This window comes from Pseudomonas sp. FG29 (genome assembly GCF_057809355.1).
Window position 1 is genome coordinate 243199 of record NZ_JBMDJU010000003.1, and the last position, 22979, is coordinate 266177.

Genomic DNA, 22979 nt, shown 5'->3' on the forward strand with positions numbered 1-22979 from the left:
TGCCGCATCTTTTACGCCTATAACGATTCGCCTGATGCCGACCACTTTCCACGAGATCCCCCGCGAGCGCCCGTTGACGCCGCTGCTCGACAGCGCCAACACGCCGGACGAACTGCGCCGCCTGGCCGAAGCGGACCTGGAAACCCTCGCTGACGAACTGCGCCAATACCTGCTCTACAGCGTTGGCCAGAGCGGCGGGCACTTCGGTGCCGGCCTCGGCGTGATCGAGCTGACCATCGCCCTGCACTACGTCTTCGACACCCCCGATGACCGCCTGGTGTGGGACGTCGGCCACCAGGCCTACCCGCACAAGATCCTCACCGGCCGTCGCGAGCGCATGGGCAGCCTGCGCCAGAAGGACGGCCTGGCCGCCTTCCCGCGGCGCAGCGAGAGCGAGTACGACACCTTCGGCGTCGGCCACTCCAGCACCAGCATCAGCGCAGCGCTGGGCATGGCCATCGCCGCCCGTCTGAAAGGCGAGAAGCGCAAGAGCGTAGCGGTGATCGGCGACGGCGCACTGACCGCCGGCATGGCCTTCGAAGCGCTCAACCACGCCACCGATGTCGGCGCCAACATGCTGGTGATTCTCAACGACAACGACATGTCGATCTCGAAGAATGTCGGCGGCCTGTCCAACTACCTGGCCAAGATCATCTCCAGCCGCACCTACGCCAGCATGCGCGAGGGCAGCAAGAAGATCCTCTCGCGCCTGCCCGGCGCCTGGGAAATCGCGCGCAAGGTCGAGGAACACGCCAAGGGCATGCTGGTGCCCGGCACCCTGTTCGAGGAGCTGGGCTGGAACTACGTCGGCCCCATCGACGGCCACGACTTGCCAACCCTGCTCGCGACGCTGCGCAATATGCGCGACCTCGACGGCCCGCAGTTCCTGCATGTGGTGACCAAGAAGGGCAAGGGTTTCGCCCCAGCCGAGGCCGACCCCATCGGCTACCACGCCATCACCAAGCTGGAGCCGGTAACGCCTGTCGCTGCACCGAAGAAGCCCAGCGGCCCGAAATACTCCAACGTGTTCGGCCAGTGGCTGTGCGACATGGCCGCAGCCGACAACCGCCTGGTCGGCATCACCCCGGCGATGAAGGAAGGCTCGGATTTGGTGGCCTTCAGCGAGCGCTTTCCCGATCGTTACTTCGACGTGGCGATTGCCGAGCAGCACGCCGTAACCCTGGCCGCCGGCATGGCCTGCGAAGGCGCCAAGCCAGTGGTAGCGATCTACTCCACCTTCCTCCAGCGCGCCTATGACCAACTGATTCACGACGTGGCCGTGCAGCACCTCGACGTGCTGTTCGCCATCGACCGCGCCGGCCTGGTCGGCGAAGACGGCCCGACCCACGCCGGCAGCTTCGACCTGTCCTACCTGCGCTGCATCCCCGGCATGCTGGTGATGACCCCGAGCGACGAGAACGAGTTGCGCCGCATGCTCACCACCGGCCACCTGTTCGACGGCCCGGCAGCGGTGCGCTACCCGCGTGGCACCGGCCCCAACGCGGCACTCGATGCCGGCCTGGAGCCGCTGGAGATCGGCAAGGCGGTCGTGCGTCGCCAGGGCAAGGGCGTCGCCCTGCTGGCCTTCGGCGTGCAACTGGCCGAAGCGCTGCGCGTAGGCGAAACGCTGGACGCCACGGTGGTCGACATGCGCTTCGTCAAACCGCTGGACGAAGCCCTGCTGCGCGAACTGGCAGGCAGCCACACGCTGCTGGTGACCATCGAGGAAAACAGCATCATGGGCGGCGCCGGCAGCGCGGTCAGCGAATTCTTCGCCGCCGAGAACCGCCAGGTGCCGATGCTGCACCTCGGCCTGCCCGACTACTACGTCGAGCACGCCAAGCCCAGCCAGATGCTCGCCGAATGCGGTCTCGACGAGGCCGGTATCGAACACGCGGTACGCGAACGCCTCGCCCACCTGCAGGCCTGATTTCACGCCCCTTTCGGCCCAATAGTTGCAGCGTGACTGGGCTACGCCAGACGGCAAGGATCGTCTGGCGACCGACAGGGGCGTAGTCATGCAGTTACGTAGTCACACGATGAATTTTCACGGCAGCGAACGACGCTGGCTGCCGTGGTTTGGCAAGACCGGCAAGCTGGCCATGCGCTGGTCTTGCCTGCTCAATGCCGGGCAGGCCGCGCAGGTCGAGAAGACCTTCAGTGGCCTGGCCAGAAGCCGCGTCGAACTTCTGGAAAACTGGGCGCGCCAGCACTGGCAGGCCCTGGAGCTGATCGCCGAGGGGCTGGTGGCCAGCTGGCCCAGCGCCAACCCGGAGCACCTCGAGCAGGCACGCCGCCACATGCCGGAAATCGCCGAGCTGTTCGTGGTCGATGCCAGTGGCATCATCCTCGCTTCCACCCATGCGCCACAGCAGGGCAAGCGCCATGACGCCAAGGCGCTCGCCGCCGGCCTGGAAGCACCGTTTCTGCTCGGCCCATACATCGACCCGCTCACCGCACAATTGCCGCCCACCACCTCGCAGTTCCACGACGCCGTGACGCTGATGTTCCATCAGCCTCTGCAACAGGCTGGCAAGCGCTTGGGTTGCCTCTGTGCGCGCATTCCCAACGATGTGATGAGCGACCTGATCCAGCGTGAAGCCGGCCATGTCTACCGCGACTCCGGCGACAACTACCTGTTCATGGTGGACAGCCGCTACGACCCGCAGATTGCCACCGGTACGGCGTTGTCGCGCTCGCGTTTCGAGGACGCCACCTTCAGCGGCGGAGACAACCTGAAACAGGGCATTCGCACCCCGTTCGGCACAGTTAAGGTGCAGAAACACACCGAATTCGAACTGCGCTTCACCGCTCCCGCCACCGGCGAGTTGCACCCGGGCGTGCGTGAGACCATCCGCCAGGGCAGCAATCTGTTCGTGCTCTACCCGGGCTACCCGGACTACCGCCACGTCCCGGTCATCGGCGCCGGCCAGACCCTGCAGATGCCCGGCTCGCCCGACACCTGGGGCCTGATGTGCGAAGGCGACCTGGAAGAGGTCTACCGCCAGCGCAGCCTCAGCTACAGCCTGTTCAGCCACCTGCTGCTGGGCCTGCTGGTACTGCTTGGCCTGCAATGGCAACTGCAGCAATGGCTACCGGCCTATTCCAGCGTGCTAGGGCTGGCCTGCACGGCACTGATGCTGCTGGCCTTCTGGACGTTCAGCCTGCGCCCACGCACGCGCAAGCTGCAGGCACTCTCCGAGTTTTTCCTCGACACCGCCGAATGCGGCGCCCCCCTGAGCAACCGTTTGCCTCTGCAGCGTTTCGCCAACGACGAGACCGGCGCTTTAGCCGGCTGGGTCAACAGCTTCGTCGACAAGATGGATCAGACCATGCAGGGCATCGTCGCAGCTGGCGGCGCCCTGCAGCACACCTCGGACAGCCTCGGAAAGACTTCCATGGCGGCCAGCCAATATGCGGCCCAGGGCCAGGCGGCCGCAGTCACCGCTGCGCGCGCCATGGTCGAGGTCAACCACAACATCGGTGAAGCCACGGAGCACATCCTCGACAGCGAGCGCGCCTCGCGCCTGGCCATGGAGATGACCCAACAGGGCAGCGCGGCAGTGCTGCAGAACGCACAGGATGTCGCGCAACTGGCCGAACGCATCGAACAATCCAGCGTCGCCCTGCAAGCACTCAACCGGCAGACCGAGGAGGTGCAGCACATCAGCGAATCGATCCGCAGCATCGCCGACCAGACCAACCTGCTGGCCCTCAATGCGGCCATCGAAGCGGCACGGGCCGGCGACAGCGGACGTGGCTTCGCCGTGGTCGCCGATGAAGTACGCAACCTGGCCCAGCGCACGGCTCAGGCCACCCAGGAAATCGCCAGCACGCTCAGTGGCGTGCGTCAGCAGACACTGGAAACCATGCACAGCATGCAGACCTGCCAGGAGGCCGCACGCCGCAGCGTCGACCGTTCCGACGAAGCCAATACCGCCCTGGCGCGTATCCACAGCGAAGTGGAGGGGATGCAACGGCGCCTTGGCCAGCTCAGCCAGAGCATGCAGGCGCAACTGGCGCAGGCCCGCGCAGTGAGCGAACAGGCCCAGGCCATCACCGGCGCCGCCGAGCGCAGCAGCCAGAGCGCCGCCGACACCCTGCAGACGGCCCAGGCTCTGGCGCAACTGGTGCTTGATCTGCACAAGACCGCCAGCCGCCTCAGCCGCCAGGAGCGCCCGCGCGAAAGCCCGGGCGTGCGCATGCGCTCGGCCAACGTGCAGCCGGCACTGGTGATGCGTTAGGGCACCTCTAAAAACGTAGGCGAGGTAGCCAGCGCAATACCGATGGCGGCCCCACAAAAACAGGCGAAAAACGCTCGGAGTCGCGTTCGACTTTACGCGCTGTAAATGAGCATTTTGACTGGGCTCGCACGCGAGCCTATTTCTAACGCAGCGATGGCAACGCAGGTAGTTTTTAGAAGTGCCCGTTAGGGCTCAGGCGAGCTGGCGAGGAATGCGGTAAAGCAGGTGGATGACGACGCTGGAGAAGGTCAGCAGCACCAGCGGTACCGCTTCGAGGCCGGCGAAGACCGCCAGCGCGGCGATCCAGGCCGGGGCGGCGGCACCGAGCAGCGCGCGCAGGCGCACGCGGTCGAGTTCCAGCCAGGCTGCCGGCTCATCGGCCGTATCGAGCGCCTTGCCCGTGGCGATCAGGGCACGCTTGTAGGCATGGAACAGGGGCAGGCTGATGAACATCGAGGCCATGCCGGCGACGAACAGTGGCATGGCCAGCACACTGCGCTCGCCATCGCCGAACAACAGGTTGAAGACCAGCACCGGGGCCACGGCAACAGCCAGTTGCCGCCACCAGGCCAAAGCCAGGCGGCGCTTGACCTGAGCCCGCGTCACACGGCCTCCTCAGCCTCGCCCTGGTGCAGGTTGCCGAGCATGTGCCCGAGCTTGCCGGCCTTGGTCGCGAGGTATCTGCGATTGTGCGGGTTCTGCCCCACCTGCAGTGGTTTGCGCTCGGCCACACACAGGCCGAAGCCTTCCAGGGCCTTCACCTTGCGTGGATTGTTGGTCATCAGCTTGAGGCTGTTGATGCCCAGGTGCTCGAGCATGGGCAGGCAGATGGCGTAATCACGCTGGTCGGCCCCGAAGCCCAGGCGCTCGTTGGCCTCGACGGTATCGGCGCCACCATCCTGCAGCTCATAGGCGCGGATCTTGTTCAGCAAGCCGATGCCACGGCCCTCCTGGCGCAGGTACAGCAATACCCCCCGCCCTTCTTCGGAGATGGCCTGCAACGCGGCTTCGAGCTGCGCACCGCAGTCGCAGCGCAGGCTGAACAGGGCGTCACCGGTCAGGCACTCGGAGTGCAGGCGACCCAGTACCGGCTTGCCATCGGCCACATCGCCGAAGGTCAGGGCGACGTGTTCCTTGCCGGTCGCCTCGTCGAGAAAACCGTGCATGGTGAACACGCCGAAAGGCGTAGGCAGTTGGGAGGCGGCGACGAAGACGACGGACACCGGATGCTCCTGGCAGTGAATACGAAACGGGCCGGCATTGTAGCAGCAGGCCCCGTCGGCGGGTCAGTCAGAATTGCCGATCATCGGCATCGAAACAGCCAATAACGGCCTCAAAGCTTGGACTCCAGCACCAGCATGCCCTGCTCCTCGCGCCAGCCCACGCGACTCATGAAGCTCATGCCGAGCAGGGCTTCGGCGGGCGCACCGCCCTCCAGCACCACGGCCTCGACACCCAGCACCTCGATGTCGCCGATCTTCACCCGATCCAGGCTGACCCGCCAGCCACGCGCATTACCGCTGGCCGTGCTCACCGTCAGCGGTTGCCCTTTGACGCGAAAGTCGATGCCCAGGCGACGCGCCTGGCCTTCATTGAGGGCAACCGACGTGGCACCGGTATCGACCAGGAACGGTACGCTCTGGCCGTTGATCGAACCGGTGATCCAGTAGTGGCCGCCCGGCCCCTTGGCAATGCTCAGGCGTTTCTTAACCGGTTCGGCAAAGCCGCTGCTGTACTCACGGCTGAGGGGATAGAGACGCTCGACGCCATCGACACGCAGGATCGCGCCCTGCTTGTCGACCCGTACGACCATGACATCGCCAGGGCCGCTCTGGCCCTCGCGAACCAGCTTGCGCTGGCCGTCGACATTGATCACGGCCGCCCCCGGGAACAACCCGACGACCTGCACCTGAGAGGCCGGACATGCGGCCGCTACGCCCAGCAGAGAAAGGGCGAGGATGGCACGACGCAACATGGACACAGCCTCCTGACTCAGAACGGATAGGGTTGTTGCCAGCGCTCGAAGATCGGCCGCAGCTCGCCACTGGCGACCAGCAGCTCCATGCGCTGGTCGAAGGTCGCAGCCAGTTGACGGCCGCGCGAGGTCGCGGAGAAGCCAAGGAACAGCGGCAGATCGGTCAGCCGGGTCACGTGATAGCGCTCGGGCTGCTGGGCATCGCCCAGCACATCCGTGACCTCGGTGATCGAGTCGACATAGAAGTCGGCATAGCCGAGATCGAGCATACCGAGGATACCGCCTCGCCGCCGCACTTCCCGGTAATCGCGCACACCGGGCAGATATTCCTGAAATCCGTAACCGTGTATCCAGGCCAGGCGATAGCGGCCGAGCGTATCCAGGGTCGGTTCAGGCTTGCTCTTGAGCCCCAGCGCGACGATATGGTCATTGTCGTAGTGCCACTTGGGGTAGATCACGTTCTCCACTTCGTCACGGTAGGAGCCAACCCAGGCGTCGGCCTCGCCGCGCTGCACCAGACCGATCGAACGGGTGTAGGGCTCGCTCTGAATGCGCAGGCGCACGCCAGCAGGCTCGAACACCTTGCGCAGTACGTCCCAGGCCAGACCACTGCCATCCGCGTTGCTGTAATCGCGCCAGACCTCGCTTACGAGGTGGATATCCTTCGGCGGCTCGCTCGTGTGCGCCAGGGGCGCCAGGCAGAGGCACAGCAGCGGGATCAGCCAGCGACGCTTCATGACCTAGAACCCCAGCAAAGAACCATAGCGGGCCCAGCCCCAGACCAGCCCCTGCATGGCCAGCCAGGCGAACACACCGGCGATCACGTCATCGAGCATGATGCCGACACCGCCATGCACATGCCGGTCGATCCAGCGAATCGGCCAGGGTTTAACGATGTCGAACAGGCGGAACATGAGGAAACCGGCCAATAGCCAGCCCCAGCCCTCGGGCACCAGCCACAGGGTGATCCACATGCCGACCATCTCGTCCCAGACGATGCCCTCGTGGTCGTGCACGCGCAGGTCATCGGCGACCTTGCCGCACAGCCAGAAGCCGAACAGCATGGTCACGCCGAGCATCAGCCAGTAGCCCCAGTCCGGCAGCATCTGCCACAGCGGCACGAAGGGCAGCGCCACCAGCGAGCCCCAGGTACCTGGCGCCTTGGGCAGGGTGCCGGAGCCGAAGCCGAAGGCGAGAAAATGCCAGGGGTTGCGCCATACCGAGGGCGGTACGTATTCGGCGGGAACCTGGTTGGGGTGATCGGTCACACGCACTCCGCTCTGTCAGAAATGTTGGTAGCCGCCACGCGGCACTTCGATAGCCTGCCCCGCCGCATCCAGCAGCTGCACACCTTGCCCGGCCAGCACCTGGCCGATCATACGCACTTCGGGCCACTGTGCCTGAACGGCAGACAAGCGTTCGGGCGGCACGGTAAAGGCTAGACGGTAGTCGTCGCCACCGGACAAGGCGCAGGCTAACGCGTGTTCATGACCGGCCAGCGCACACAAGGCGGCAGACAGCGGAACACGGGCGGCCTCGATCTGCAGGGCGACGCCGGAGGCCTTGGCGATATGCCCGCAATCGGCCAACAGGCCATCGGAAATATCCAGAGCCGCCGTCGCCAGACCACGCAATGCCTGGCCCAGCGCCAATTGCGGCGTGGGCGACCAGTAACGCGCGAGCAAGGGCTCGGCAATCTCGGCAACTGCCTGGCGCTGGCCCAGCACCAGCGGCAAGGCGCCAGCGGCATCGCCCAGCTCACCGCCCACGCAAAGCAGATCGCCCACTCGGGCGCCAGCACGGGTCAGCGCCTGCCCAGCCGGCACCCGGCCGAATACCGTAAGGGTCATGCTCAGCGGGCCGCGGGTGGTATCGCCACCGACCAGCGCCAGCGTGCAGGCTGCTGCCATCTGCTGCAGGCCCTTGGCAAAGGCCTCCAGCCAGGCGGCATTGGCCTGGTCGAGGGTCAGCGCGAGGGTGAAGGCCATCGGCGTCGCACCCATGGCGGCCAGATCACTGGCTGAAACTGCCAGGGCCCGCTGGCCCAGCAGAAAGGGATCGCAAGCGGTAGGAAAATGCACCCCCGCCACCAGGGTGTCGGTAGACACCGCCAGTTGCTCAGCGGGCGGCAACGCCAGCAGTGCACAATCGTCACCGATGCCCCGCACCACGCCGTCACCACCCTGCGCGCAGGGGGCAGCGGCGAAGTAACGCTGGATCAGCTCGAACTCACCCACGGGCCATGCCTGTCGCCTGGAGTGTCGGACTCAACGCTTGTTGGCGCCGACTTCCGCTGCACGCAGCTTGGGCGCCAGCTTGTCCAGTACGCCGTTGACGAACTTGTGCCCGTCGGTGGCGCCGAACACCTTGGCCAGCTCGATGCCCTCGTTGATCACGACCTTGTAAGGCACGTCGACACGGTTCATCAGCTCATAGGTGGACAGGCGCAGGATCGACAGTTCGACCGGATCCATGTCTTCCAGCGGACGATCGAGTAGGGGTGCGAAGGCTGCGTCCAGCTCGGTCTTGTTGCGCGGCACACCGTGCAGGATCTCGTGGAAGTAGGCCCCGTCGACCTTGCTGAAATCGTTGTCGACGCGGAACTGCGCTTCGATCTCGTTCAGCGGCTGCCCGGCGATATGCCAGGAGTACAGGGCCTGCATGGCCAGGGTACGGGCTTCGCGACGAGCGAGAATCTTGCCGCTGGGGCCTTTCTTGGCCGGCTGGCCGTTGCCGGAATTGCTCACTTGGCCTCCAACTGCGCCAGCAGGCTGACCATTTCCAGAGCAGACAGCGCCGCTTCGGCACCCTTATTACCCGCCTTGGTGCCGGAACGTTCGATGGCTTGCTCGATGGAGTCGACGGTCAGTACACCGAAGGCGACCGGTACGCCGTATTCCATGGAGACCTGGGCCAGGCCCTTGGTGCACTCGCCGGCCACGTACTCGAAGTGCGGAGTGCCGCCACGGATGACCGCGCCGAGGGCGATGATCGCCGCGTACTCGCCACGCTGGGCGACTTTCTGGGTAACCAGCGGAATTTCGAAGGCACCCGGCGCACGGATGATGGTGATGTCGCTTTCCTGCACGCCATGGCGCACCAGGGCGTCGATGGCGCCGCTGACCAGGCTCTCGACGACGAAGCTGTTGAAACGGCCTACCACCAGGGCGTATTTGCCCTGCGGGGCGATGAAGGTACCTTCGATGGTCTTCAGGGTCATGACGGGTCTCACATGGGTTAAAGAGCCGGGGCGGTTTGGCCCCGAAAAATAAATTCATTCGGTCACGTAGCCCGGATGCAATCCGGGGCCACTGTGCCGATCTTCCCGGATTGCATCCGGGCTACATGCTTTTGCTCCCCTCTCCCATTTATGGCAGAGGGGCCGAGGGAGAGGGTTCGGCGTAGGCCATAACACCCTCTCCCGCCCTTCAGGCACCCTCTCCCATGAATGGGAGAGGGCCATCAGCTTTGGCCCTTCGGGCCGCTTTTAGTCAGCCGGCAGGTATTCTACAACCTCGAGATCGAAGCCGGATATCGCGTTGAACTTCATCGGCGAACTCATCAGGCGCATCTTGCGCACACCTAGGTCACGCAGAATCTGCGAACCAGCACCCACCGTACTGTAGGTGGCTGGCGTGCTCGGCTGCTGACGCCCCAGCAAGGACAGCAACTCCGGCCCTGTCAGCGGGTTGCCGAGCAACAGCACCACGCCGCTGCCAGCCTTGGCCACCTCGGCCATGGCCGCGCGCATGCTCCAGCGCCCCGGCTGGTTGACCAGGAACAGATCGCGCAGCGGATCCATGTTGTGCACCCGCACCAGGGTCGGTTCTTCGGCGCAGAGCGTGCCCAGGATCAGCGCCATGTGCGCGGTGTCTTCCACCGCGTCGCGGTAGGTTACCAGGTTGAATTGACCCAGCTCGGTATCTAGCGGCTGCTCGCTGATGCGCTCGACGGTGCGCTCGTGGATCAGGCGGTAGTGGATCAGGTCGGCGATGGTGCCGATCTTCAACCCATGCTGCTCGGCGAATTTCTCCAGCTCCGGGCGACGGGCCATGGTGCCGTCGTCGTTCATGATCTCGCAGATCACCCCGCTCGGCTCGAAACCGCCCATGCGCGCCAGGTCGCAGGCCGCTTCGGTATGGCCGGCGCGGGCCAACACGCCGCCCGGCTGCGCCATCAACGGGAAGATATGGCCCGGGCTGACGATGTCGGCGGCCACGGCATTACGCGCCACGGCGGCCTGCACGGTGCGCGCGCGGTCGGCGGCGGAGATGCCGGTGGTCACGCCCTCGGCGGCCTCGATGGAGACGGTGAACTTGGTGCCGAAACCGGAACCGTTGCGCGGCGCCATCAGCGGCAGGTTGAGCAGCTCGCAGCGCTCGCGGGTCATCGGCATGCAGATCAGGCCACGGGCGAAGCGGGCCATGAAATTGATGTGCTCGGCGGTGACGCATTCGGAGGCGATGATGATGTCGCCTTCGTTCTCGCGATCCTCGTCATCCATGAGGATGACCATCTTGCCGGCGCGGATGTCTTCGATCAGTTCTTCAGCGGTGTTGAGCGCCATCAGGGCGTCTCCTCAATTCTTCAGGTAGCCGTGTTCGGCGAGAAAGCTTTCGGTGAGGCCCGAGGCCTTGGGCTCGGCGGCCTTGTCACCGAGCAGCAGGCGCTCCAGGTAACGCGCCAGCAGGTCGACCTCGAGGTTGACCTTACGCCCGGCCTGGTAGTCGACCATGATTGTCTCGGCCAGGGTGTGCGGCACGATGGTCAGCTCGAACTCGGCGCCATCGATGGCGTTGACCGTCAGGCTGGTGCCGTCGACAGTGATCGAGCCCTTGTGCGCGATGTACTTGGCCAGCTCACGCGGGGCGCGCACCTTGAATTGCACGGCACGAGCGTTGTCGGCGCGCGAGACGATCTCGCCGACGCCATCGACGTGGCCGCTGACCAGGTGCCCGCCAAGGCGGCTGGTGGGCGTCAGGGCTTTCTCCAGGTTCACGGCACTGCCGGGCTTGAGGTCGACGAAGGCGGTACGCGCCAGCGTTTCGCGGCTGACATCGGCCCAGAAGCCGTCGCCAGGCAGCTCAACGGCCGTCAGGCACACGCCGTTGACGGCAATGCTGTCGCCGAGTTTGACGTCGCCCAGATCGAGTTTGCCGGTGGCCACGTAGACACGTACGTCGCCGCCCTTGGGCGTCATGGCACGGATGCTGCCGATGGCTTCGATTATGCCGGTGAACATGCGTCCTCCGAACCTCGCTTGAAGATGATGCACAGCATGGATGAACTCCTGTTTTGGTCAAAAACAGGGCAAATGCCGATCGATAGGGATTTCACGGGCAGGCACAGGCCACCCGAGGAGGGAATCCCGCTCTCTCTTTATCCGGACTATACCGTCGGCCCCGGAATCGCACCGGGTCTGCTTGACCTCGCGCGGCAGGTGCCGTGGCGAGCGCTCGCGGGCTAGGCAGAAGCTGCCATCACCGCCGGTGGGGAATCGCACCCCGCCCTGAGAACGTTGCGGCCAATCGATTGGCCGCGTGGCGTTTTACCATATTTATCGCTGTGGCGCATGGTGCCAGCAGCGGCTACTAGCGGCGATGTCGCGCATGCCCATGCGCTTGCCGGATCTCGGGCGGCGTTGCGCTTCATTCGCGATCCTGGCGGTGCCGACGTCAGCCCTCTTCGCGGATAAATCCGCTCCCACCAACAGAGCTAACTGCGCGCCTTGGGCACCGCGGTGATTTGCCAATCCTCGCCCACCGCGCGGATATCGAGAATCTGCAGCTCGGGCGCTTCGGCCATACGGTTGAGCGGCAGGTCGAGCAAGGGGCGCGCGCTGGAGCCAAGCAGTTTCGGCGCCATGAAGATGCGGAACTCGTCGACCAACCCGGCGCGCGCGAAGGCGCCGGCCAGGCGCGGCCCGGCCTCGACCAGCACCTCGTTGGCGCCACGCCCGGCCAGTTCGCGCAGCAGCTTGCGCAGGTCGACATGGCCATTGCTGCCCGGCACGGCCAGCAACTCATGGCCGTCGGCAAGATAGCGGTCACGTGCGGCCGCCGCCGCACAGGTCGCCACCAGCGCCGGGCCGGCCTGGAAGAAGGCTTTATCCAACGGCACGCGCAAACGTCCGTCGACCAATACGCGCAGTGGCGGACGGCGCTGCGCCAGGGCGGTCAGCTCGGCGCCGAGGCCCAGCTCGTCCGGGCGCACGGTCAAGCGCGCATCATCGGCCAGTACCGTGTCGGCGCCACTCAGCACCACGCTGGCGCGGGCGCGCAGGCGCTGCACCTCGGCACGTGCGGCCGGACCGGTGATCCACTGACTCTCGCCGCTGGCCATGGCAGTGCGCCCGTCCAGGCTCATCGCCAGCTTGACCCGCACGAACGGCAGCCCCTGCTCCATGCGCTTGATGAAGCCGGCATTGAGCGTACGCGCCTCGCTTTCCAGCACGCCGCTGCTGACCTCGATGCCTGCGTCCCTGAGGCGCTGCAGGCCGTTGCCAGCCACCTGTGGGTTGGGATCCTGCATGGCCGCGACCACACGGCTGACACCGGCTGCGATCAGGCCATCGGCGCAAGGCGGCGTGCGCCCATGATGGCTGCAGGGCTCCAGGGTGACATAGGCCGTGGCGCCGCGCGCCTTGTCGCCGGCCTGGCGCAGCGCGTGCACTTCTGCATGCGGCTCACCGGCACGGGCATGCCAGCCTTCGCCGACGATCTGTCCGTCACGGACGATGACGCAGCCGACACGCGGATTGGGATGGGTGGAATACAGGCCTTTGCGCGCCAGCTTGAGGGCGCGCGCCATATACAGCTGATCGCGCTCGCTCATCGGCTTTTCGACGGCTCGCGCGCCAGACGCTCGATCTCTTCACGGAACTCGTTGAGATCCTGAAAGCGCCGGTAGACCGAAGCGAAGCGGATATAGGCCACTTCATCGAGCTTGCTCAGCTCGGTCATCACCAGCTCACCGAGCACAAGCGACTTCACCTCGCGCTCACCGGTGGCGCGCAGTTGCTGCTTGATGCGGGCGATGGCCTCTTCCAGGCGCTCGACACTCACCGGGCGCTTTTCCAGCGCACGCTGCATACCGGCGCGCAGCTTCTCCTCGTCGAAGGGCTGGCGGCTGCCGTCCTGCTTGATCAGGCGCGGCATGACCAGTTCGGCGGTTTCGAAGGTGGTGAAACGCTCACCGCAGGCCACGCACTCGCGGCGGCGGCGTACCTGATCGCCCTCGGCAACCAGGCGCGAATCGATGACTTTGGTGTCGTTGGCGGCGCAGAACGGACAGTGCATGGAAAAATGCTGGCAAATGGCGGCAAAGGCGCCATGGTAGCGCATAGAAGCGGCAAGACAAATTAAGCTATACCCGCACACCCCAGAGCCGAAAACGCCATGATTCGATACCTGCCCGTCCTCCTTCTCCCTCTGCTTGGCGCCTGCTCCAGCGCCCCTGAGACGCCCCCAGCTGCAGCAGCGGCGCCAGCCACGCCCCTACAGACGCCGGTTGCACCGCAGCCTGGCCTGCACGGGCAACTGCTCGGCGTGGCCCAGGGCGCCGACGTCGATCTGGCGCTGCTGGCCGTCGATCTGCGTGGCCGCCCCCAGCAACTGCTGGGCCAGGTACGCCTGAGAGGTGACGGCGAACCGCTGTCGTTCCACCTGCCCTTCGTCAGCGACATGCCACCTGCCGGCCAGCGTCTCGAACTGCGTGGTCGCGTCAGCCAGTCCGGGCGCCTGGTGCAGCGCCTGCCCGCGCGCACCATCGCCAACCTGAACGACCAGGATCTCGGCCAACTGCAACTGGTACCGGCACCATGAATGCACCGCAGCACCTGCAGGACGCCTTGAGCGAACTGCTTGGCGATGCCCGCCTGGTCGCCGAACCCCTTCCGGATACTGATATCGCTCTGTGGCTGATCGACGCCAGCAATATGGATCGTGCGTTCAACCCCGAGGAAACCCGGCGCATCCTCGAAGAACCGCCGTACTGGTGCTTCTGCTGGGCCAGCGGCCTGGTGCTGGCGCGCTGGCTGGCCGAGCGCCCCAAATGGGTACGCGGCAAACGCGTGCTGGATTTTGGCGCAGGTTCAGGCGTGGCGGCCATCGCTGCGGCCAGGGCCGGCGCCGCCGAAGTGGTGGCCTGCGACCTCGATCCGCAGGCCCTGGCGGCCTGCCGCGCCAATGCCGAGCTGAACGGAGTGACGCTGAACTACTCGGCGGACTTCTTCGCCGAAGCCGATCGTTTCGACCTGATTCTGGTGGCCGACGTGCTCTACGACCGCGCCAACCTACCGCTGCTGGATCATTTTCTCAGCCGTGGCCGCGAGGCGCTGGTGGCCGATTCACGGGTCAAGGATTTCCAGCATCCCCTGTACCAGCGCATGGCCCTGCTCGATGGCTGCACCTGGCCGGATCTGGCCGAGCCCGCCGAATTCCGCGAAGTCAGCCTGTATCACGCCGTGCGCCCCTTGTAACCGCGCGGCACTGCCCGCATTAATAGTCCATTGCCCTGCCTTTCGAGACCGACCATGAGCGCCTCTCCCTACATCTTCGACATCTCCGGCACCGCCAACTTCGAGCAACTGGTGATCGAGAACTCCTTCCACAAGCCGGTACTGGTGGATTTCTGGGCCGAATGGTGCGCGCCGTGCAAGGCGCTGATGCCGATGCTGGCGAAGATCACCGAGGAATACGCCGGCGAGCTGCTGCTGGCCAAGGTCAACTGCGATATCGAGCAGGACATCGTCATGCGCTTCGGCATTCGCAGCCTGCCGACCGTGGTGCTGTTCAAGGACGGCCAACCGGTGGACGGCTTCGCCGGTGCTCAGCCGGAAGCGGCGATTCGCGAGATGCTCAAGCCACATGTCGCCGAGCCGGCGCCAGCCGCTGCCGACCCGATGGAAGCCGCTCAGGCGCTGTTCGCTGAAGGTCGCTTCGCCGACGCCGAAGCGCTGCTCAAGCAAATCCTGACCGAAGACAACGAGAACGGTGCGGCGCTGATCCTTTACGCCCGCTGCCTGGCCGAGCGCGGGGAACTGGGCGAAGCCCAGGTGGTGCTCGATGCGGTGAAAGGCGACGAACACAAGCAGGCCCTGGCCGGCGCCAAGGCGCAACTGACCTTCCTGCGCCAGGCCGCCGACTTGCCCGACGCGGCCACCCTGAAGAGCCGCCTGGCGCAGAATGCCGAGGACGACGAAGCAGTTTACCAACTGGCCGTGCAGCAACTGGCGCGCCAGCAGTACGAAGCCGCGCTGGACGCCCTGCTCAAACTGTTCGTGCGTAACCGCAGCTATCAGGAAGGCCTGCCGCACAAGACCCTGTTGCAGATCTTCGACCTGCTCGGCAACGACCACCCGCTGGTCACCACCTACCGCCGCAAGCTGTATCAGGCGATCTATTAAGAGCGGCTACAGGTCTCAGATAAAAGCCAGAGCGGATCGGTATGCCGACCGCTCGTAGGGCGGACTCAGGAGCGCCAGCGAACAGTCCGCCGCCTGCACCGCAACTCACGCCCAACACGCCCCTCAACGGCGTACTGCTTCCGATCGGCTCGAACTCCGGCACGCTCTAGGATATGAAGCCCTCTTAGCCTGCGGCCTATGGCTGCCCCTGCCAGTGATAGATCGGCGCATCCACGCCGGTCTCCATACGGATCTGTTCGCAATGCCGCAAGCGCACCAGCAGACGCTTGCCGGCCGCGTCACCGCCAGCCAGAGCGGACAATTGCGTCAACAGCCTCGGGCCTTCGATCTGCCCGGCATCACGCACCAGTTGTAGCGCGGTCTGCCACAGGCCATCGCTCGCAACCGCCGGAGCCGCCGCTGTAGCGACGTCACCGGACTGCGGCGCGCTCTGTAGCGCTTGCGCCAGCTGTGCCCAATCCTCGCGCTCCAGTTCCAGCGTCAGGTCGACAGGCCAGTCGCCTATGCGTCCACGTATTCGCACCATGATTGCCCTCCAGTCGTGGCGCGCATGCTCCCACGAGCTGAACGAAGCGCCAAGTCGCACTGGTCAGCCGCACAAAAAAGTTGTTATAACGTAACGCTCAACTTCAACCGTCACGGAGCCACTCATGCGCCGCCTACTGCTCGCCCTCCCCTTCGCCCTGCTGCCCCTGGCCGTCGCCCAGGCTCATGACGATCACGACCATGAACACGGCAGCCTCGGCGCGCACGAGCATGGCGTGGCCAGCCTCAACGTGGCCCTCGACGGTCAGAACCTGGAACTGCAGGTCGACAGCCCGGCGATGAACTTCGTCGGCTTCGAGCATGCCGCCAAGAGCGATGCGGACAAGGCCAAAGTCGCCGCTGCCAAGGCCGAGCTGGAGAAACCCATCGAGCTATTCGGCCTGGCCGCTGGCGCCTGCCAGGTGACCAAGCAGGAACTGGAAAGCCCGCTGTTCGGTGGCCAGGCTCATCACGACGATGATGCCGATGAACACGAGCATGAGCATGAGCATGAGCATGAGCATGCCGACGATGACGAGCACGAGCACGAGCACAGTGATATCGAAGCCAGCTACCAGCTCTCCTGCAAGCAGGTCGACGCACTCAAGCAACTGGATCTGAGCGAGCTGTTCAAGCGCTTCCCCGCGACTCACAAGGTCAACGTGCAACTGATCGGCCCGAGCGGCCAGCAAGGCGCCGAACTCAGCGCCGCGCAACCGCGCCTGAGCTTCTGACGCCTACCGCCCCTGGCACGCCTGCGTGCCAGGGCTGCAGGACGCGGTTTCGCGCTGAATAACTGCGTAATATCCCTGCACCTGTCAGATGCAGCGCCATCCAAGACGTCCAATGAGTGTGCAATGAGTTCAGCCCTGATCGAACTGTCCGACCTCGGTTTCGCCTGGCCTGGCCAGCCCGAGTTACTCGACATCCCCGCCTTCACCCTGGGACAGGGCGAAACCCTGTTCCTCAAAGGCCCCAGCGGTAGCGGCAAGACCACCCTGCTGGGCCTGCTCGGCGGCGTGCAGAAGGCCCAGCGCGGCCATATCCGCCTGCTCGGCCAGGATCTGGCCGCGCTCTCAGCCAGCGCCCGTGATCGCTTTCGCGTCGACCACACCGGCTACATCTTCCAGCAGTTCAACCTGCTGCCCTTTCTCTCGGTGCGCGAGAACGTCGAGCTGCCCTGCCGCTTCTCGCAGGCACGGGCGCAGCGGGCGATCCAGCGCCATGGCAGCGTCGACGCGGCAGCCACCGGCCTGCTTGAGCACCTGGGCCTGCGCGCCGATTTGCTCGAACGCCGCGCCGACAGCCTGTCCATCGGCCAGCAACAGCGTGTTGCCGCTGCCCGCGCACTGATCGGCCAGCCGGAGCTGGTGATTGCCGACGAGCCCACCTCGGCGCTGGATGCCGACGCCCGCGAGGCCTTCCTGCAATTACTCTTCGCCGAATGCCGCGGTGCCGGCGCCAGCTTGCTGTTCGTCAGTCACGACCAGAGCCTGGCCACCCTGTTCGACCGCAGCCTATCGCTGGCCGAACTCAACCGCGCCGCCAAGCCTGTCGAGGTCTGAGATGCACCTTCTGCGTATCGCCCTGGCCAGCCTGGCCAACCGTCGTTTCACCGCGCTGCTCACGGTGTTCGCCATCGCCCTGTCGGTCTGCCTGCTGCTGGCCGTCGAGCGCGTGCGTACCGAGGCACGTGCCAGCTTCGCCAACACCATCAGCGGCACCGACCTGATCGTCGGTGCCCGCTCCGGCAGCGTGAATCTGCTGCTGTACTCGGTGTTCCGCATCGGCAACGCCACCAACAACATCCGCTGGGACAGCTTCGAGCACTTCGCTAATCACCGGCAGGTGAAGTGGGCCATCCCCATCTCCCTCGGCGACTCGCACCGCGGCTACCGGGTGATGGGCACCAGCACCGCCTATTTCGAACATTACCGCTACGCCCGCACCCAGGCGCTGAAGCTGGCCCAGGGCCGGCCGTTCGCCGACGATCCATTCGAGGTAGTGCTCGGCGCCGAAGTCGCCAGCGCCCTGGGCTATGGCCTGGGGCAAAAGATCGTCCTGGCCCATGGTGTCTCCACCATCAGCCTGGTGCAGCACGACGACAAACCCTTCACCGTGGTCGGCATCCTCGAACGCACCGGCACACCGGTGGATCGCACCCTGCACATCTCGCTGGCCGGTATGGAGGCGTTGCACATCGACTGGCAGAACGGCATGCCAGCCCGAGGCGATGCGCGCGTCAGCGCCGATCAGGCCCGCGCCATGGATCTGCAGCCCAAACAGATCACCGCCTTCATGCTCGGCCTCAATAGCAAAATCGCCACCTTCAGCCTGCAGCGCGAGATCAACGAGTTCCGTGGCGAACCGCTGCTGGCGATCCTCCCCGGCGTGGCCCTGCAGGAGCTGTGGAGCCTGATGGGCACGGCCGAGCAGGCGCTGTTCGTGGTCTCGCTGTTCGTCGTGCTGACCGGCCTGATCGGCATGCTCACGGCGATTCTCACCAGCCTCAACGAACGTCGCCGGGAAATGGCCATCCTGCGTTCGGTGGGCGCACGCCCCTGGCATATCGCCAGCCTGCTGGTGCTGGAGGCCTTCGCCCTGGCTCTGGCCGGCGTGGCCTTCGGTCTGGCCTTGCTCTACCTGGGCATCGCCGGGGCACAGGGCTTCGTGCAGGCCAACTACGGCCTATATCTGGCGCTGAGCGCACCGACCCGCTACGAATGGACGCTGCTCGGCGGCATCCTGCTGGCCGCCCTGCTGATGGGCAGCGTGCCGGCCTGGCGCGCCTACCGACAGTCGCTGGCCGACGGCCTGTCGATCCGTCTGTAAGGCAATAACGGAGCGCCTCGCGTAGACTGCGCGGGCGCTCCTGCAACGAGGTATTCCATGTCCCGCCGCCTGCTCGCCACCCTGCTGCTGACGCTGTGCCTGCCGCTGTCCGCCGCCGAGGTGCGTGAACTGAACTGGTCCGATCTGATTCCCCCGGACGCCCCGCCAGAGAAGGTCGATCCCACGCCCATCCACGATCTCTCGCAACTGGCCAACACCCTCTCCGAGTCTGGCCCTGCAGCCACTCAGCAGTCGCCCGCAGCGCCCGTGGTCAAGGCACTCAATGGTCAGCACATCAAGCTGCCCGGCTACATCGTGCCGCTGGACGTGACCGACGAAGGCCGCGTCACCGAGTTTCTCCTGGTGCCCTACTTCGGCGCCTGCATCCACGTACCGCCACCGCCGTCCAACCAGATCGTGCACGTCACCAGCGAGCTGGGCGTGATGCTCGATGCGCTGTACCAGCCGTTCTGGGTCGAAGGTGTGGTGAAGGTAGAACACATGAGCAGCGAACTGGCGGAGGTCGGCTACCAGATGGAAGCGGACAAGATCTACGTCTACGAACTGCCCGACAGTTGAATCTTGCCGCGACCGACAGTGACTGACAAAACGCCACACCACTCCACGCCGATCTATTGAGCCAGGTCAAAAAGCGAATTGTTGCGTGGCTTAGCATTGATTCCAGCCAAGACACTCGACTCGACTGGAGTTCGCTATGTACAAGTCACTGTTCACTGCCTCACTGCTCGCCCTCGCTGTCGCCGCTCCCGTGGCACAGGCTCACCAGGCCGGCGATATCCTCATCCGTGCCGGTGCCATCACCGTCAATCCGGACGCCGACTCCTCCAGCGTCAAGGTCGACCGCGGCGGCCTGGCCGGCACCAACCTGGGCGGCAAGGCAACCATGAGCAGCGACACTCAGTTGGGCCTGAACTTCGCCTACATGATGACTGATCACCTGGGTATCGAACTGCTCGCCGCCACACCGTTCGAGCATGACGTGAAGATCAAGGGCACCGTGCTCGATGCTGCCAATGGCAAGCTGGGTACTCTCAAGCACCTGCCGCCGACCCTGAGCCTGGTGTACTACCCGCTCGACGCCAAGTCGGCCTTCCAGCCGTACGTGGGCGCCGGCATCAACTACACCTGGATCTATGACGAGCACGTCGGCAGCGCTGCCAGCGCCAACGGTTTCGACAACTTCCGCGCCAAGAACTCCTGGGGCCTGGCCTGGCAGGTAGGTGCCGACTACATGCTGACCGACAACCTGCTGATCAACGCCCAGGTGCGCTACATCGACATCGACACCACCGCCTATGTCGACAACACCGCTCTCGGCGTGCGCGCCAAAGTGGACGTGGATGTCGACCCGTACGTGTACATGGTCGGCCTGGGCTACAAGTTCTAAGAACCTGTTCATGATCTGCTGCGCGTCGGCCCTACTGCGTTAAAAACAGGCTCGGACTGCTCATTTACAGCTCGTAAACTCCGCGTCCTCGCCTGTTTTTGCCTTGTATGGCTCTAGCTCGCGAGATCGTGAACAGGCTCTAAGCCACCCGAAAACCAAGAAGCCGGCAATCGCCGGCTTCTTGCATTCTGGGTGCAGGCTTTGGCGTCAAAGGCCTAGCAGGCGCGCCAGTCCTTCACGCAGCGGCGTCTGCAGCGGCAAGCGATATTGCGTACTGAGCCGGGTGATATCGGCACGCGAATGGCGGATATCACCGGCACGCGGTGGCAGATGCGTCACCGCCGGCAACCCGCCACACAACGCACCGATCTCGGCAAGCAACTGCTTGAGGCTGACCGCCTGGCTCCAGCCAACATTCACCGGCAGCGGTTCGACCTGCTCGGCGGTCAGCGCCTGCTGCAAGAGTGCCACCAGATCGCCGACGTAGAAAAAGTCGCGGGTCTGCTCGCCGTCGCCGAACACGCTGATCGGCAGGCCTTGCTGCGCGCGCTGGGTGAAGATGCTGATAACGCCGGAGTACGGCGAGGACGGATCCTGACGCGGCCCGAAGATATTGAAGAAGCGGAACACCGCCGGCTCCAGACCGTGCTGGCGGCGATAGAAGTCCAGGTAATGCTCGCTGGCCAGCTTGTCCGCCGCGTAGGGCGTCAGCGGCGCCTTGGCGGTATCCTCATCGATAGCGCAGCCTTCCCCATTGTTGCCATACACCGCGGCGCTGGAGGCGAACAGCACGCGGCGTACGCCGTGACGACGCATGGCCTCGCAGACGTTCAGGGTGCCAATGAAATTGCTCTGGTGCGTCGCCACCGGATCATCCACCGACGCCTGCACCGAAGCGACCGCCGCCAGGTGCGCCACAGCATCGCAGCCGGCCATGGCCTGCTCGACCTGAGCGGCATCCGCCACGTCCCCCTCGATGAACTGCAGTTGCGGGTTGGCCAACGGCAGATTTTCGCGCTTGCCCATGGACAGGTTGTCCAGCACACGCACGCGATTGCCAGCGGCCAGCAAGGCATCGACCAGATGCGAACCGATGAAGCCGGCACCGCCGGTTACGAGAATCTCAGCCATGGCGGTAATAGTGATCCAGCAGGCTCGGCAGACCGGAGCGCCAGGCACGCGGCTTGATACCGAAGGTATGGAAGATTTTCTTGCAGGCGAGCACGGCATGCTGCGGCTCATCTGCGGCGTCCGGGCGAGCCGCATGTGCCTGCGCCAATACTTCGCCGACGAGGTTGCTGCGGTAGTGGCGCGCTTCGCTGAGCACGGCCTGGCCAAGACTCAGCGAGGTGCTGGCCTCATGCCCGCCGTAGTGATAAGTGCCCCATAGCGGCGACTCGCAATCGAGCTGCTTGAGCACGGCCAGGATGATCCGCGCCGCATCGTCCACGGGTGTCGGGTTGCCCCGCCGATCATCGGCCAGGCACAGCGCCTCGCCCTGCTCGGCGCGCTGCAGAAAGCGTCCGAGCAGGCCCTCACGACTGTCGTCGAGCAGCCAGCCGAAGCGCAGCAGCACGTGTCGCGGGCAGATCGCCCGGACGCTCTGCTCCAGACGCCACAACGCCTGGCCACGCAGACCAAGCGGTACGGGTTCTTCCTTCTCGCTGTAGGCAGTGGCGCGAGCGCCGTCGAACACGCGGTAGCTGGAGGGTTGCAGCAGCAGGATGCCGTGATGCTGGCAGAGCTCTGCCAGGCGTTCGACCGCACGCTCCTGGGTCTGCAGGCGCTGCTCAGCAACCGACTCGGCCTGGAACCAGTCGAAGTAGTAAGCCAGGTTGACCAGCGCATCCGGCCGGGTGTCGTCGAGCAGTTCGGTGAGGTTGGCGGCGTTCCAGCCGCCTTCCGGCGGACGAGGCGCCAGGAAGCCGATGTCTTCCTCGGCACCGAGACGGATCAGCGCTTGCCCCAGGGCACTACCGCCGCCCAGCAGCATCAGGCGCATACGCATGGTGGTTCGGGTGACTCCAGAATTGTTCTGCCGGCCGGTGTGGCGGCGATGATGGTCGATATTCTGCTGGTTTTACCGGGTGGCGTCACCCTGCAATCGCGCGTTGCCCAGGATCGACGGCAGCTTCGCCGGCCTGATCGAAGGCCTGCTGCGCCTGAGCGATCCTGGCGACGTTGCACTCGATCCAGTGGTCGATGGCGCGAATCGGCTCGCTGAGCGAATGGCCCAGCGGCGTCAGCGAATATTCCACCCGTGGCGGCACTTCAGCGTAAGCCTGTCTGGAAACCAGGCCGAAACGTTCGAGGCGGCGAATCGTCTGGATCAGCATCTTTTCCGAAATGCCCTCGACACGGCGGCGCAACTCGGCGGTGCGCAAGGTGCCCCCATGCGCCAACGCGTGAATCAGCAGCAGCGACCATTTGTCAGCAATCACCGCGAGAATATGGCGCGCAGGGCAAACGCCGCTGAATACATTGCCAGGGCAAGCGTCATCGGACATCGAAGCGGCTCCAATACTTACCAAAAGGTTGGTACTTGTCGAAATGAAAGCAAAGAGTAAG

General features: G+C 65.1%; 26 protein-coding genes and 1 riboswitch. Of the genes, 10 read left to right on the forward strand and 16 right to left on the reverse strand.

The window, feature by feature from the left end:
* Positions 1–34: 34 nt before the first annotated feature.
* Both dxs and ACODS1_RS06385 read left to right on the forward strand, forming a co-directional pair.
* The gene (gene dxs, locus ACODS1_RS06380; protein ID WP_489084995.1) at positions 35–1930 is read left to right on the forward strand and encodes a 1-deoxy-D-xylulose-5-phosphate synthase; all 1896 of its coding nucleotides are present in this window, start codon (positions 35–37) and stop codon (positions 1928–1930) included.
* Between the two features lie 88 nt (positions 1931–2018).
* A complete protein-coding gene (locus tag ACODS1_RS06385; protein WP_489084996.1) occupies positions 2019–4244 on the forward strand; it encodes a methyl-accepting chemotaxis protein in 2226 nt (741 codons plus the stop codon).
* A gap of 192 nt (positions 4245–4436) precedes the next feature.
* On the opposite strand, the gene ACODS1_RS06390 is transcribed toward ACODS1_RS06385, so the two are convergent.
* From ACODS1_RS06390 to nrdR, 12 genes are all read right to left on the reverse strand, one after another.
* Positions 4437–4850: an MFS transporter gene (locus ACODS1_RS06390; RefSeq protein WP_489084997.1), complete on the reverse strand. Its 414-nt coding sequence runs from the start codon at positions 4848–4850 to the stop codon at positions 4437–4439.
* Positions 4847–5467, reverse strand: coding sequence for a GTP cyclohydrolase II (ribA, locus tag ACODS1_RS06395; protein ID WP_322980320.1), 621 nt, complete (start codon positions 5465–5467; stop codon positions 4847–4849). The genes ACODS1_RS06390 and ribA overlap by 4 nt, the downstream gene beginning before the upstream one ends.
* Before the next feature lie 110 nt (positions 5468–5577).
* Positions 5578–6219 (reverse strand): TIGR02281 family clan AA aspartic protease, encoded by a 642-nt coding sequence (locus tag ACODS1_RS06400; protein WP_322980321.1) that lies wholly within the window; start codon positions 6217–6219, stop codon positions 5578–5580.
* Between the two features lie 17 nt (positions 6220–6236).
* Positions 6237–6956 (reverse strand): ABC transporter substrate-binding protein, encoded by a 720-nt coding sequence (locus ACODS1_RS06405; RefSeq protein WP_489084998.1) that lies wholly within the window; start codon positions 6954–6956, stop codon positions 6237–6239.
* A gap of 3 nt (positions 6957–6959) precedes the next feature.
* The gene (locus ACODS1_RS06410; RefSeq protein ID WP_322980323.1) at positions 6960–7487 is read right to left on the reverse strand and encodes a phosphatidylglycerophosphatase A family protein; all 528 of its coding nucleotides are present in this window, start codon (positions 7485–7487) and stop codon (positions 6960–6962) included.
* A 15-nt stretch (positions 7488–7502) separates the two neighbouring features.
* Positions 7503–8456, reverse strand: coding sequence for a thiamine-phosphate kinase (gene thiL / locus ACODS1_RS06415; RefSeq protein ID WP_489084999.1), 954 nt, complete (start codon positions 8454–8456; stop codon positions 7503–7505).
* 30 nt (positions 8457–8486) lie between these two features.
* Complete coding sequence (gene nusB, locus ACODS1_RS06420; RefSeq protein WP_322980325.1) at positions 8487–8966, reverse strand: transcription antitermination factor NusB; 480 nt, start codon at positions 8964–8966, stop codon at positions 8487–8489.
* Complete coding sequence (gene ribH / locus ACODS1_RS06425; RefSeq protein WP_074858119.1) at positions 8963–9439, reverse strand: 6,7-dimethyl-8-ribityllumazine synthase; 477 nt, start codon at positions 9437–9439, stop codon at positions 8963–8965. Before ribH ends, nusB begins: the two co-directional genes overlap by 4 nt.
* A gap of 267 nt (positions 9440–9706) precedes the next feature.
* On the reverse strand, positions 9707–10786 hold the full coding sequence (ribBA, locus tag ACODS1_RS06430) for a bifunctional 3,4-dihydroxy-2-butanone-4-phosphate synthase/GTP cyclohydrolase II (protein ID WP_489085000.1): 1080 nt from the start codon (positions 10784–10786) through the stop codon (positions 9707–9709).
* Between the two features lie 12 nt (positions 10787–10798).
* A complete protein-coding gene (locus ACODS1_RS06435) occupies positions 10799–11461 on the reverse strand; it encodes a riboflavin synthase (protein ID WP_322980327.1) in 663 nt (220 codons plus the stop codon).
* A gap of 124 nt (positions 11462–11585) precedes the next feature.
* Positions 11586–11740, reverse strand: a riboswitch (FMN riboswitch).
* A gap of 194 nt (positions 11741–11934) precedes the next feature.
* Entirely contained in the window at positions 11935–13053 is a 1119-nt protein-coding gene (gene ribD, locus ACODS1_RS06440) for a bifunctional diaminohydroxyphosphoribosylaminopyrimidine deaminase/5-amino-6-(5-phosphoribosylamino)uracil reductase RibD (protein WP_489085001.1), read from the reverse strand.
* Positions 13050–13517, reverse strand: a complete 468-nt coding sequence (gene nrdR, locus ACODS1_RS06445) for a transcriptional regulator NrdR (RefSeq protein ID WP_003243991.1) — start codon at positions 13515–13517, stop codon at positions 13050–13052. The genes ribD and nrdR overlap by 4 nt, the downstream gene beginning before the upstream one ends.
* Before the next feature lie 99 nt (positions 13518–13616).
* Here nrdR and ACODS1_RS06450 point away from each other — a divergent pair, with 99 nt between their 5' ends.
* Genes ACODS1_RS06450 through trxA form a run of 3 tightly spaced genes read left to right on the forward strand, consistent with a single transcriptional unit; the run spans position 13617 to position 15625 of the window.
* Positions 13617–14042: a YbaY family lipoprotein gene (locus tag ACODS1_RS06450; protein ID WP_489085002.1), complete on the forward strand. Its 426-nt coding sequence runs from the start codon at positions 13617–13619 to the stop codon at positions 14040–14042.
* Positions 14039–14698, forward strand: coding sequence for a class I SAM-dependent methyltransferase (locus ACODS1_RS06455; RefSeq protein ID WP_489085003.1), 660 nt, complete (start codon positions 14039–14041; stop codon positions 14696–14698). Before ACODS1_RS06450 ends, ACODS1_RS06455 begins: the two co-directional genes overlap by 4 nt.
* Positions 14699–14752: 54 nt before the next feature.
* A complete protein-coding gene (gene trxA, locus ACODS1_RS06460; protein WP_489085004.1) occupies positions 14753–15625 on the forward strand; it encodes a thioredoxin in 873 nt (290 codons plus the stop codon).
* A gap of 196 nt (positions 15626–15821) precedes the next feature.
* Here trxA and ACODS1_RS06465 read toward each other — a convergent pair whose 3' ends face one another.
* The gene (locus ACODS1_RS06465; RefSeq protein ID WP_489085005.1) at positions 15822–16172 is read right to left on the reverse strand and encodes a hypothetical protein; all 351 of its coding nucleotides are present in this window, start codon (positions 16170–16172) and stop codon (positions 15822–15824) included.
* Positions 16173–16296: 124 nt separating this feature from the next.
* Between ACODS1_RS06465 and ACODS1_RS06470 the strand changes: the two genes are divergently transcribed.
* The 5 genes from ACODS1_RS06470 (at position 16297) to ACODS1_RS06490 (ending at position 20411) form a co-directional block, all read left to right on the forward strand.
* Positions 16297–16905, forward strand: a complete 609-nt coding sequence (locus ACODS1_RS06470; RefSeq protein ID WP_489085006.1) for a DUF2796 domain-containing protein — start codon at positions 16297–16299, stop codon at positions 16903–16905.
* Positions 16906–17028: 123 nt separating this feature from the next.
* Positions 17029–17736, forward strand: a complete 708-nt coding sequence (locus ACODS1_RS06475; protein WP_489085007.1) for an ABC transporter ATP-binding protein — start codon at positions 17029–17031, stop codon at positions 17734–17736.
* 1 nt (position 17737) lies between these two features.
* Positions 17738–19003 carry an ABC transporter permease gene (locus ACODS1_RS06480; RefSeq protein WP_489085008.1) on the forward strand — a complete coding sequence of 422 codons (1266 nt, stop codon included), beginning with the start codon at positions 17738–17740 and terminating at the stop codon, positions 19001–19003.
* Positions 19004–19060: 57 nt separating this feature from the next.
* A complete protein-coding gene (locus ACODS1_RS06485; protein WP_322980336.1) occupies positions 19061–19582 on the forward strand; it encodes a DUF3299 domain-containing protein in 522 nt (173 codons plus the stop codon).
* Between the two features lie 136 nt (positions 19583–19718).
* Positions 19719–20411 (forward strand): OmpW/AlkL family protein, encoded by a 693-nt coding sequence (locus tag ACODS1_RS06490; protein WP_489085009.1) that lies wholly within the window; start codon positions 19719–19721, stop codon positions 20409–20411.
* A gap of 207 nt (positions 20412–20618) precedes the next feature.
* Here the strand turns inward: ACODS1_RS06490 and ACODS1_RS06495 are convergent, their stop codons facing one another.
* From ACODS1_RS06495 to ACODS1_RS06505, 3 genes are all read right to left on the reverse strand, one after another.
* Positions 20619–21542 carry an SDR family NAD(P)-dependent oxidoreductase gene (locus tag ACODS1_RS06495; RefSeq protein WP_489085010.1) on the reverse strand — a complete coding sequence of 308 codons (924 nt, stop codon included), beginning with the start codon at positions 21540–21542 and terminating at the stop codon, positions 20619–20621.
* A complete protein-coding gene (locus tag ACODS1_RS06500) occupies positions 21535–22419 on the reverse strand; it encodes a sugar nucleotide-binding protein (protein WP_489085011.1) in 885 nt (294 codons plus the stop codon). The genes ACODS1_RS06495 and ACODS1_RS06500 overlap by 8 nt, the downstream gene beginning before the upstream one ends.
* 85 nt (positions 22420–22504) lie before the next feature.
* Complete coding sequence (locus ACODS1_RS06505) at positions 22505–22918, reverse strand: winged helix-turn-helix transcriptional regulator (RefSeq protein ID WP_322980340.1); 414 nt, start codon at positions 22916–22918, stop codon at positions 22505–22507.
* Positions 22919–22979: the final 61 nt, after the last annotated feature.